Here is an 11,040-nt window from a genome sequence, read left to right on the forward strand (position 1 = left end):
CGACGGCGGTGCCCGCCTGGCCGAGCCAGATGTTCTGGTACGCCAAATCAGAGAGGACGCCTGCTCCGCGGTCGCTGTCGCCGACTTGGTGGGCGGCGTGGAGGGCGGCGCTCCAGTAGTGGCCGGCGGCGGTGTGGTGGTCGTGGTCGAAGCGGTGCCACCCGATCGTCTGGGCAAGGGAGGAGGCCAGCGTGAACAGGCGGGCTTCGGTCACCTGGTTGCGGCGGGACTCTTCCAGCAGGCCAACCACGGTCTGGTAGGAGCTCTCCAGGAGCTGGGCGCTGTGCTGGCGGTCGACGGTGGCCATGCCCGTGAGGTGCCTAACGCTGGACTCCAGCCAGGTCACGAACTCCGGGGCGACCGGCCGGCCGTCGGCGGCTGACGCGGCAAGGGCAGGATCGAGGGTGGCCCACTGCTGTGCGAGTGCCGCGAGAGCAGCGGGTGCGAGTCCGACAAGGGTGCGGCGGTTGAGCATGGCGCGGCGTTGGGCCTCTCTGAGTGCGGCGACCGTCGCCCCTGAACCCAGGGCCGCGGGCGCCTCGTTTCCGGGCAGCCAGTACGGCCAGCCCAGTACAGTCACACGGTCATGGCCGACGCCGAAGACGTCGGCGATCAGCTGCTGAAACCAGGCATCGGGCACACGGCCCCCGGGACGCTCCCACACCGACACCTGCTGCTTGGTCGTGCCTGCCCTGCGGTCGCGGCGGCGCGCCGCTTGCCTTATTTCCTCGGCGAGGCCGCTCTGGGACAGGCCGTAAAGGTCCCGGGCGACAGCCGGCGGGTGTTGGGGGAGCGCGTCCACGTCTCCATCTCAGCATCTGAGGGCCTGGGTGGGGGCCGGAACGCGGAGGGCCGCATGACCCCCGCATGACGCTCGAACGCTGGTTCCAGGAAAGGGTGTTGGGTGTACTCACCTCTCCGGGCCAGTCGGCTCCGGGCAGGCTCGTAACACGATCGGAGGTCCGGCGTGGGCGACGACGCGATGACCACCCTCGCGCTGAGCGGCGCGGACAACACCGGCAAAACCAAGCAGCTCGGAATCCTCACACGCCGGATCGGTCCGGCCGCCGCGTTGAGCGGGCCGCTGGACGCACACGACGCCCGTTGGGAGGCGATCAAGAGGAACGAGATGAGCCGGTGGTGTTCGAGACCGGGCCGATGTCGGAGGTAGCTGAAGTCCTGGCCGCCTCCTACCTCCAGCGCTCCCACCACTTGGGTGCCAGAACGGCGGGGGTGCGGCTGATGGACCGGGGCATGCCGATGCTGGAGGCGTCCGTTGCCGCGACCGCCGCGGTGCGCGAGAACATGACCCCCGAGCAAGCTGCCGACAAGGCACGCGACTTATGGAACCGTATGCCCGGGACGTGAAGGCAGCCGAGGCCGGCGAGCGCGGGATCGTCCTGCTCCACCACGAAGACCCGGCGATCGGCACCGCCCGCGCACTGTCCCACGAGACAAGCGTGACCCCCACCTATGCCGACTACCAGCGCCACCTGCACCACCAGATCCACCGCCTGATCGGCGAGAACCGCTTCGACGGCGTCATCGTCGTCAACAACCGTTCCGTCGTCGCGGTCCAGCACGACTTGCGCCGCCTCCTGCACCCGCACGCCGCGCTCGTACTGGCGGAGTGCCTGTCCGACGTCCGCGTCGTGGCGCTGGGCGGGATGTCCGAGAGCGGCAAGAGCACCGCGGGGGAGAACCTGCGCACCCGCCACTCACACGCCCGTCTCAAGATCGGCTATCTGATCGACGACACCGCCCAACGCGCCGGGATCGATGACCCGTACGCCCTCGCTCCCGTCGTCCGTGCCGAACTCCTCCTGGACGGCTTGGTCCGCTACGCCGTCGCGCACCACTTCCTCGACCGCATCACCCTGGAGTCCCTCCACGAGTTCGACGTCACCACCGAGCTGCGCAGGATGCTCGGCGACCAGCTGTCGGTCGCCTACATCGACACCACGGCCGCGCTGCGGGCCCGCCGCGGGACGGGCCGGCCCCGCCGATGTGACCCTCAGGGACACCGTTAAGGCATCTCGGGGCGCACAGGAGATCGTCACGATCGCCGACACCGTGGTCGACAACAACGGCACCCGCCTGGCGCTGGAGCGCCAACTCGACGAGATCGCGCTGCATGCCGTCTGGCCCCCTGTCGCTCCGTCCACCACCCCGGTCAATGCCCTTGGGCTGCCCGTCGCGCTGGAGCGGTTCCTGACCGCCCTGCTGGAACGCACCACGAAGGGGCCCGAGCCGTTGATCGACCTGCTCGCCGTCACCGGCAGCGGCGCCTGCCCGGGCGGGCCGTCGAGATCCGCCGCCAGCTCCTCAAGGGGGCACCCGACCTGCGAGTCCTGTTCAACGTGACCGCGCTGCTGGCCAAGGTCCTTCTCCGCTTCGACGGCACCGAGCAGGCCGCTGACACCGACGCCCTGGAAGCCCTCACACCCGCGGAGGGTGACCAGCACGTTGGTCTGGTGCGCAAGGCACGCACCAACCGCGTTGCTGCCCAGGCCCTCGCTCAGCTTGTCCTGGAGCGCTGGATGGCCACCATGCCGGCCGCCGAGGCGACCGCATGAACACCGCGACCGCAACCGGACCCTTCCACAAGAGCCTTCCCACCGCGAGGGCGGACTTCGAAGAACGCGGCTGGCGCCAGATCGCCGGCCAATTCGAAGTCCCCACCCTCCTGCAACGCACCCGGCTGAACGCCGACACCGACGTCATCACTTTCGAGAACGTCTTCGCCCCCGGCCGCTGCCGACTCCTGCTGGGCGACCTCATCGCCCTTGCTGACCGCGGGCAGGCCCCTACCGGCGACGTCGGGGATCTGATCGACGCCGTCTGCGACGACCTGATCACCGCGGCCACGGAGACCGGGCGCACCATGGCCCTGTCGGCCTGCGTGCCCGCCCTCTACGCCGACCGCATCCGCCCCGGCGGCCGCCTCGACACCTGGTATCAGGATCCCAGCCTCACCGTCACCGACTCGCACACCGGGCAGCGGACTGCCCTCAGTGCGCTCACCGGCTACACCGCCGCCGTCAACGACACCGCGTTCCTCCTGGACGTGCCGGCCGCGACCAACGCCGCGCGCAGCGCGCTTCACCCTGACGGACAGTGGGCCTGCGCCATCACCCAGGGCGACCCGACCGAGCCCAACATCGCTGCCAGCGCCGCGGGCGCCTGCTGGCTGGACTTCGAGCACGCCGGACGCAACACCCTCGCCGGCGAGATCGCCAACCTCCTGTGGTACCTCCTCGCCCTCGGCGGCTGGCTCGTGCCCACCTACCAGCCGAGGCGCCACCGGGCGTCTTGTCATGGCCTTGCCCGGGGCCTTCCCTGATGGTGATGGTGATTCCTGAAAACGGCCAGGGATGCTCTTCGCATCACTGGCTCTGGTGTTCAACGAAGTGGGGAGTTTCAAAGGAGCGTGGCTCGGGTCGTCGGCTTGGGTCTCCCGCTCGTGGAGTGTGCGGGCCGTGTCGAGACGTTGAGACGCCGGCTTCGTGTGGGTGGCCTATCCGGGATCCTCACGCACGGCCACACCAGCGATCAGCTGCCTGCGGAGAGGTCCCCGTAAAGGAGCTGTGCCGTGAGTTCCATGCACCGCGTCCGGGCCGCGGAGAAGCCGTAGGGCATCTTGGTGACCGCTTCGAAGGCGCTCATCTGGGCGTCCTCCTCGCCGCTCGCCTCGGCGTCGTAGATCTCGAAGAGCTTCTCCTCGGCCACGTCCAGTCCGTCCGCTTCAATGGCCTGGAGCAGGGCCTTGTGGTGGGCGCAGTGCTGCGCGGCGAGTTCCTCGACCTGCGGGGCGTGGGGGTCGACTGTGTCATCGAGGGCGGCGTCGGCTGCGTCGAGGCGGTCTGCCTCGGCCCGTAGGTCGGGGTGGGTGGCCAGGGTGATGAACACGCTGGCCTGAATTGCGGCTCCCAGCGGCCCGAAGATCCGTTCCGTGACCAGCAGGGTGTCCAGGTCGGAGGGGCGCAGTGCGCCCGAAGGCAGGTGGCTGAGCCGGCCCGTGACCAAGGGGGAGAGCAAGCCCAGTGGGCTGCCCACGACCCGCAGGCGCTGGACTGCCGCGCGCTGACGCTTGATGGCGGCCTCCTGGGCGGCCAGGGTCTCCTCCAGCCGGCCCAGTACGTCCTCAATGTCCCGGGCTTCGTCGAAGGCGGCCCGCATGTCGTCCAGGCTGATGCCGGCCTCGGACATCTTGCGGATCCACAGCAGGCGGATCATGTCGTCGTAGCCGTAGCGGCGGCGTCCGTCTCCGCCTCGCTCGGGCTCCGGCAGCAGACCGATCTGGTGGTAGTGGCGAATGGCGCGCGGGGTGGTCCCGGCGAAGGCGGCGGCATCACCGATCTTGACCTCGCGGGGAGGCGTGACGGAGGGGTACATCGCAGACAGGGCCTTTCGTGCTGTGGTGCCCTCGACGACACCACATGCCGCTACGGCATATGCAACTACACGCCACCCAGATCCTGACGGGCTATCGGGCGGTCCCTCGCTATGGGTGTCCCGTACCAGGACAGGCCCGGAATGGGTGGGTAGATCCGTCGAGCAGGTCTGATGGCGCACCGAGCAGAGGTTGGGGATTTTCAAGGGGCTCCATCACCGCCCGCTGTCAAAAGACTCGGCAGGATCCAGGGATGCATTCAGCGGGCACCAGGAGGCTTTGGCCGTGCTTGGCCACCTCATCAAGCGCGTTCCTGGCCATGCCAAGAAAGGCCTTGCGCTGCGCTATGAATTCCATGCCAGCCTCGTGCACGGTGTTGCCCCGATCTGTAAGGCCCTCGGCCGCAGCTTCCTCCGCGTACTCCCGAACGACTTGAACCAGAGAAGCAAACTGAACGACGAGGTCGTCTGCTGCCTCCGCGACGGTCTCGGGACCTTCCAAGATCACCAGGCGCGGGGAGCAGGAGCGCCGGCACAACGCCGGTCTCTGTCAGGAAGGACATCCCCGTGCGTACGGGGAGCAGCGCCGTCACGGTGGGGCGGGGCCGTTTTGTGCGGGGCCATCCCCGTGCGAGCGGAGAGCAGGACCACGAGGAGCCCGATCCGGACACCCGGGGCAACCCCGCGTACGCGAGCACGTGTTGACGCGGCCGGCGAGTGGCTGGACGCGGGCTGCCGGAGCAGAACTCGCGTGGACGAGCCTCCGGATGTGTCCGCCCGATCGCGCCGTGCGGCCGATGTGCTTTTCCGGGCCTCGGCCGGACGGTCGGATCGGTGCACTCCGGCGAAGAGATCGTTGTTCGTAGAGGGCGCGCAGCTGGCGTGCGCGCATCTGTACGCACTGGGCGGTGCTCAACCGCAGTTGGCCCAAGCGCCGTTAGCCGGGCGTCACTATGCTCCTGGCGACCACTCACGGTCACCAGGAGCACTCAACGGCCGAGAAATGCGAGACTTCCGATTACGCGAGGTCGCCAGTTTCGCCCAAGAGCGGCGAGAACCCTCAGACCGGGGTGTCCGGGTCGGGCGAGTATCCGTCTTCGACGTCCGGTCGCCGGAACGCCGAAGCAGGGTGTCGTTGCCCTGTGCGATCCCCTGAGACGGCACATCTGCGACCAGAAACGGTGGCACACTTCAGTCCGGTTGTTGGTGCGGTGCAAGACACCGCGTTCCCCGGGGGGGGGGGGCTGATGAGACGGCTGAGTTTTTTGGCAGTTGCTTGTGCGGTGGCTGTCGTGGCGTTATCCGGGTGCTCGCCGAGCACACCAATCACCACGCCCGCGAAGCCTTCGCCGCAGCGCGCCACGGCGTCACCGTCTCCAGGCCCTGACAAGACACGAGCCGAGGTCACCGCCGATCTGCGTGTCGCCGGCCAGGATCTCGGGACCTACACAGACTTGAACCCCCGGCTGGCTCCCGGCGCCTGCATGGTGTCGGCGCGGCGCCTGTCCGGCCGGGTCCTCACGATGCGGGATGTACAGCTGGCCGCTCGACGGCTGCAGCAACGAGGCTGGAAGTTGGGCCGGGTCAAGCCGGAAACGATTGCCCTCAGGTCGGGTGAATGGCACGCGGCTCTCGGAGCGTTGGAGATCACCGACCAATACAGGGTATCGGAACTCGCTCCCTACAAGGGAGCCCTTCTCCTGACGGCGATGGGGGGTTGCGGACGCCGGTGACCGTGGATCGAGGCAGGCCGGGCCGCGAATCCGCCGTGTTGTCCGGGCGTCATCGCGGTCGGCACGGTGTGCGGCGGCGGGAATGCCGAGTGCGCGCGCAACGGCCGCATGGCACACCACCAACACCGCAGCAGGTGGCCGCTCCAGCCGCTTTGCCAGGGGCGGAACGCTCCACTGTCACCAGGGCGGCTGCTGTGTGGCTCTGCTGCATCGTTCGTCCGTGGACGCAGGGGGCGTCGCCTCAGTGGAGTCGGCGGGCTGGGAGCCCGTGACCACCGGACGGACCCTGGTGACCTGAGTCAAACTCAGGTCACCAGTAGTGCTTCGTCAGGTCAGGGCTGCGCTGGTGCACCATGGCCGTCACCCTTGGAGGCGGCCTCCCGGATGAGCGGCTCGAACTCCCGCCGTACGTACGCGTCGAAGGGATCCGTCAGCGCGCCGTCGATCACCCGCCGTACCCGGTGCTTGGCCGCGAACTCCTTGATCGCAGCGCGGGAATCCGGCTCCACACCTCCGCCAACGATCAGCACTCCGAACTCCTCGGTCCCCAACAGCTTTCGGGCCTCCTCGTCGGTGCTCACTCCCTCCGCGTCAAAGCCGTCCGCGTGCAGCGTGGCCAGCACCTCCGCCACCCTGGCGGGCGTTCTTCCCAGCACCAGCGTCCTCATGGCCGTTCCTCTCCGGTACATCGACATCAGCGCCCCCGAACCTAGAAGCTCAAAATGACGGTGGTGACCGACTCGGCAAGCTGTTTCTTCTGCTCGCCGGTGAAGTCCACGGGGAAGTGCTTGATGTTGACGTGCGGCATAGGGGGGCCTTTGGGGTTGGTCGGAGGGCTATGGGGTGGGTGGGCTTAGCGGCGCGAGGGGGTGCGGTGGATGCCGAGATGGGATCGGATCGCCGCTACCAGTTCGGCGACACCCTGCTCCTTCAGCACGCTGTAGTGGTCGCCGTCCAGGTCGACCACCACGGGGGGAGTGGCGGAGTAGCCGGAGCGGCCCTCGATGAACGAGTAGTCGTCACCCACTGCCTTAAAGAGGGCCACCGGAGCGTTGAGGCGCCGCTCGGCCAATTCCCGGAAGGCGTAGTCAAATTCGTATGTCTCCGCCACGATGCGGGTGATCCTCCGGATGAGCTGCTCGTCGAGGGCGGGAAACACGCTGTGGACGACGGCCACGAAGCTGTCCTCGTCCCGCGTTGCCTCTAGGCACCGATCCAGCTCGGGCCCGCTGATGGATCCCGCGAAGACGGAGAACAGGATCGTCACATACGCCGGGTTGTGGTACGAGGCCGCACGCCCGTGGCGGTCGCCGTCGGCCTCGCGGACCTTCGGATTCCCGGGGCAGAGCAGCAGCAGGTTCTCCACCTGCTCGCCGGCCTGCTCCAGTTGCCAGGCTGCCTCGAAGGCGATGCGGGCGCCGAAGGAGTACCCCCACAGCGTGTACGGGCCCTTGGGTTGCACGCGCCGGATCTCGGCCACGTCGGCGGCGGCCATCTCCCGGATCGTCGGGTGGGGCGTCTCTCCGGCGTTGATGCCGTGGGCCTGTATTCCGTAGAAGGGCCGGCCGATGCCCGCCTCACGCCCCAGGAGGCGGAGGTTCATCGGATAGCCCCCAAGTCCCGGCCAGCAGAACACCGGGTTGTCCGCACCCTCGTCGTTCAGCAGTACCAGCCGTGAGGACGGCTCACTGTCGTCGCCCGCGATCCGGGCCGCCAGATCGGCCAGCTTCGGGCACTCGAAGATGACCTGGAGCGGCAGCTGGGTTCCGAACTCCTTGTTGATCGTGTTGATGAGTGCGACGGCGGTCAGGGAGTTCCCTCCGGAGGCGAAGAACTCGTCCTCCACCGACACGTTCTCGTACTTGAGCGCCTTGCCCCACTCCTCGGCAAGCCAGTGCTCGGCCGGTGTCGCGGGGGCGACGTAGGGAGCGGCCGTATCGGCCGAGCGGACCGCGTCGGAGGCGGCCAGGGCCTTGCCGTCGATCTTCCCGTTCGCGGTCAGCGGCAGCGCGTCGAGCACCAGGACCCGGTTCGGGATCATGTAGTCGGGCAGAAGATGAGCCAGCTCATCCTTGATCATCTCCGCCGGGCCCTTCATATGGACCGCGTCCTCGTGCATGCCCTCGCTGCGGATCTGCTCCGCACTGACCTTGCCACCGAGGAAGAAGTACGAGGCGCCCGACCCGATTCCACATGCGGCCAGGATGTCGTCCATCCGCCGCGCCGCCGGCAGCGGACGGCCGGTCTTGGAGCTGTAGCCCGATGACATGAAGCCCAGTCCGAGGCCGTTGCGCTGTAGGTGGTGCAGCTTCGTCCCCAGGCTGATGTACTCCAGCCACTCCTGGTCGGCCCGGCTGACGGCGGTGATGCCGAAGCCGGCCCGGTCGTACACCTTCTGGTTGATGGCGATCACATGCTTGGGAAGCACCAGCTCGTCAGAAATGCGCACCAAATCGCCGCGCGCATGACAATATTGACCAGCCGTCAGGCCCGTCACGCCTCCGGGATGGGCTTGCAGATAGATCTCGGTCGGGTCCTGCGGGGGCATTCCGTCGTTGCTGTGAATCTCGAATGTGCCCAGGTAGTAGTCCTCGTCGGCGACTCCCAGGCCGTTCTTGACGGACGAGCGGTGGGCCAGAGGGCGGATGTTCAGCCCGAATTCGGGCAGCACCTCCTCGAACAGGCCCACCATGTGTCCGGTTTCGAACTCCAGCACTTCCTGGATGTTGGTCTTGTACACCGGCTCGATCGCCCGCTTCTTGCCGGCGAAGTGAACCGCGAGCGACGTACGCGAGGGGTCGGCCGCAGCACCGATCCGGATCAGGGTGTGGTCGACGGGGTGGTAGTAGTACACGCCAGGTTCCAGGCCGGCCACGCCGCCGGCCCCGCCTGCCTCCAGATAGATCTGCGTCGCATACAGCGCGCCGGGGGAGGCGTAGGCGTACTTCGGCAGCAGCCGCTCCGCACTGCGGTACTGGCCGAACCACCGCAGGATCTCGCCGAGTTCGGCGAACGTCACCTCATCAAGACCGCGGGAGAAGCCGCTGACCGTCCGCGGGGCGAGAAGTTCCAGGACGTCGGCCCGGGTGACCTGCCCGCCCTCGTAGAACCGGTAGGTCTTGCGGGCGAAGGTCTCCCGCCGCTGACGCGGGGACTCCTGCTTTGCGGGCAGTTGCACCACCGGTCTTCCGTGGAGCTCGGCAGGCTCCCTGACGCCCGGGTTGGACAGCTGTGTCTTCACCTGGAGCTTGGTCGCCTTGGACTGGTGGTGACCTCCGTGGTCCCCCTGGTCCATCAGCGCGGCTTCCTTCGGGTTCAGCTCTACGCACGCGACCAGGTTCTGGAAGCCGGTCCGCGCGTCGTCGGTGACGAGGACCGCCGCCCGCCTGACCCAGGTGTGCTCCTCGATGGCCAGGGCGATTTCGTCCAGCTCGACGCGGTAGCCACGCAGCTTGATCTGGTGGTCGGTCCGGCCGGAGAACTGGATCGTGCCGTCCGGGTTCCAGTAGGCCAGGTCCCCGGTCCGGTACAGCCGCTCCGTCGGGACGAAGGGGGAGGGGACAAAACGCTCCCGCGTCTGGTCGGTCCGGCCAAGGTAGCCGCGCGCCAGCTGGACGCCGCCGATGTACAGCTCGCCGGTCTCACCGATGTCCACCGGGGCGAGATTCTTGTCGAGGATGAAGCACTGGGTGTTGTCGACGGGCACGCCGATCGGGATCGTGCCGGCGCCTTCGCCGATCTCGTCCGGGTCGACCAGATACGCCGTCGCATTGATGGTGCACTCGGTCGGGCCGTAGAGATTGACCAGCGAGGCCCACGGAAGCCCGTCGGCGAAGGCCCGTGCGAGCTGCCGGGAGAGTGCCTCACCGCCGGAGAACACCCGCCGGAGCGAGGTGCAGAGCGAGAACTCCTCGTTGTCCAGCAGTGCCTGAAGCAGGGTCGGCACGCACTGGAGCGTGGTCACCTCGTGCTCGACGATGGTCTGGATCAGGGCCTGAGGGTCCCGATGGACGCCGGGCGCACCCACCACGACCCGGCTGCCCGCCGCAGGAGCCAGGATCTCCCACTGCGCGGCGTCGAAGCTCATCGGCGTCTTCTGTAGCACCGCGGTGCCCTTGCCCAGGTGTCCGCAGGCGTGCATCCACCGCATCTGGGACATGATGCTGCGGTGCTCGATCATCACGCCCTTCGGTCTGCCCGTGCTGCCCGAGGTGTAGATGACATACGCCAAGTCGTTCGGCCGGGGCGCCGTGGGGCTCATCTCGGTGCGGTGCTCTTCATGGCGAGCCTCGGCCTCGGCCAGGGTGACGACCCGCGTCCCTCGCGGGGCAAGCTCGGCCAGGCGCGCGGCCAGATGGTCCTGGGTGACGATGACGCGGGTGCGGCTGTCCTCGATCATGTAGCGCAGCCGGTCCTCGGGGTACTCCGGGGACAGCGGCAGATAGGCGGCCCCCGCGAACAGGATGCCCCACGCGCCGGCCATGAGATCCAGGGACGGTTCGACGTACAGTCCCACACTGGTGTCAGCGCCGACGCCCATTGCCCGCAGGCAGTCGCCCAGCCGGTCACCGGCCTGCACCAGCTCCCGATAGGTGAGGCTCCGGCCCCCACAGGCGACCGCCATGGCCTCGGGCTGGGCCTCCGCCTGCTCCTTCAGCAGGCCGGGCAGGCAGTTGCCCAGTTGCGTGTCGCGTATGTGCGCGCCGAACGGTGCGGTCTTCACGGTTTCCTCCCCGCTCGCTGGTACATGGTTACGAGGCATGAACTACGGGCTCCTCAGTCGATGCCTGGGCTCTCGGTCGCTGGCGGGGCTGGGCCATGACGACAGCGGTGACCACGACCACGGCGCCGGCCAGCTGGAGTGGCGACAACGCCTGGTCGAGGAAGACGTATCCGAGGACCGCTGCGGCCAACG

9 protein-coding genes and 1 pseudogene are annotated in these 11,040 nt (G+C 68.2%); 5 read left to right on the plus strand and 5 right to left on the minus strand.

Translation table 11 applies throughout. The features are described 5' to 3' along the window. A pseudogene (locus tag ACZ4XD_RS36450) lies at positions 1 to 802 on the minus strand (XRE family transcriptional regulator); the annotation flags it as partial. A gap of 335 nt (positions 803 to 1,137) precedes the next feature. Between ACZ4XD_RS36450 and ACZ4XD_RS36455 the strand changes: the two are divergent. The 5 genes from ACZ4XD_RS36455 to ACZ4XD_RS36475 are packed head-to-tail and all read left to right on the plus strand — an operon-like array spanning position 1,138 to position 3,343. Beyond that, positions 1,138 to 1,368 (plus strand): hypothetical protein, encoded by a 231-nt coding sequence (locus tag ACZ4XD_RS36455; RefSeq protein WP_468049735.1) that lies wholly within the window; start codon positions 1,138 to 1,140, stop codon positions 1,366 to 1,368. Next, positions 1,365 to 2,030: a hypothetical protein gene (locus tag ACZ4XD_RS36460; RefSeq protein ID WP_468049737.1), complete on the plus strand. Its 666-nt coding sequence runs from the start codon at positions 1,365 to 1,367 to the stop codon at positions 2,028 to 2,030. The genes ACZ4XD_RS36455 and ACZ4XD_RS36460 overlap by 4 nt, the downstream gene beginning before the upstream one ends. Continuing rightward, on the plus strand, positions 2,008 to 2,364 hold the full coding sequence (locus ACZ4XD_RS36465; protein ID WP_468049739.1) for a hypothetical protein: 357 nt from the start codon (positions 2,008 to 2,010) through the stop codon (positions 2,362 to 2,364). Before ACZ4XD_RS36460 ends, ACZ4XD_RS36465 begins: the two co-directional genes overlap by 23 nt. Then, a complete protein-coding gene (locus ACZ4XD_RS36470; RefSeq protein ID WP_468049741.1) occupies positions 2,361 to 2,576 on the plus strand; it encodes a hypothetical protein in 216 nt (71 codons plus the stop codon). The genes ACZ4XD_RS36465 and ACZ4XD_RS36470 overlap by 4 nt, the downstream gene beginning before the upstream one ends. Then, positions 2,573 to 3,343, plus strand: coding sequence for a hypothetical protein (locus tag ACZ4XD_RS36475; RefSeq protein WP_468049743.1), 771 nt, complete (start codon positions 2,573 to 2,575; stop codon positions 3,341 to 3,343). Before ACZ4XD_RS36470 ends, ACZ4XD_RS36475 begins: the two co-directional genes overlap by 4 nt. Before the next feature lie 209 nt (positions 3,344 to 3,552). On the opposite strand, the gene ACZ4XD_RS36480 is transcribed toward ACZ4XD_RS36475, so the two are convergent. From ACZ4XD_RS36480 to ACZ4XD_RS36495, 4 genes are all read right to left on the minus strand, one after another. Beyond that, positions 3,553 to 4,395, minus strand: coding sequence for a MerR family transcriptional regulator (locus ACZ4XD_RS36480; RefSeq protein WP_468049745.1), 843 nt, complete (start codon positions 4,393 to 4,395; stop codon positions 3,553 to 3,555). A gap of 2,062 nt (positions 4,396 to 6,457) precedes the next feature. After that, on the minus strand, positions 6,458 to 6,793 hold the full coding sequence (locus ACZ4XD_RS36485; protein WP_468049747.1) for a hypothetical protein: 336 nt from the start codon (positions 6,791 to 6,793) through the stop codon (positions 6,458 to 6,460). A 41-nt stretch (positions 6,794 to 6,834) separates the two neighbouring features. Beyond that, positions 6,835 to 6,933, minus strand: coding sequence for a tautomerase family protein (locus ACZ4XD_RS36490; RefSeq protein WP_468049749.1), 99 nt, complete (start codon positions 6,931 to 6,933; stop codon positions 6,835 to 6,837). A gap of 45 nt (positions 6,934 to 6,978) precedes the next feature. After that, the gene (locus ACZ4XD_RS36495) at positions 6,979 to 10,848 is read right to left on the minus strand and encodes an amino acid adenylation domain-containing protein (RefSeq protein ID WP_468049751.1); all 3,870 of its coding nucleotides are present in this window, start codon (positions 10,846 to 10,848) and stop codon (positions 6,979 to 6,981) included. Positions 10,849 to 11,040 lie beyond the last annotated feature (192 nt).

This window comes from Streptomyces sp. NPDC029466 (assembly GCF_055574515.1).

Bases quoted from the DNA above. Each gene is read 5' to 3' on its own strand.
- ACZ4XD_RS36485 (WP_468049747.1), bottom strand. From the start codon at position 6,793: ATGAGGACGCTGGTGCTGGGAAGAACGCCCGCCAGGGTGGCGGAGGTG.
- ACZ4XD_RS36480 (WP_468049745.1), bottom strand. From the start codon at position 4,395: ATGTACCCCTCCGTCACGCCTCCCCGCGAGGTCAAGATCGGTGATGCC.
- ACZ4XD_RS36475 (WP_468049743.1), top strand. From the start codon at position 2,573: ATGAACACCGCGACCGCAACCGGACCCTTCCACAAGAGCCTTCCCACC.
- ACZ4XD_RS36490 (WP_468049749.1), bottom strand. From the start codon at position 6,933: ATGCCGCACGTCAACATCAAGCACTTCCCCGTGGACTTCACCGGCGAG.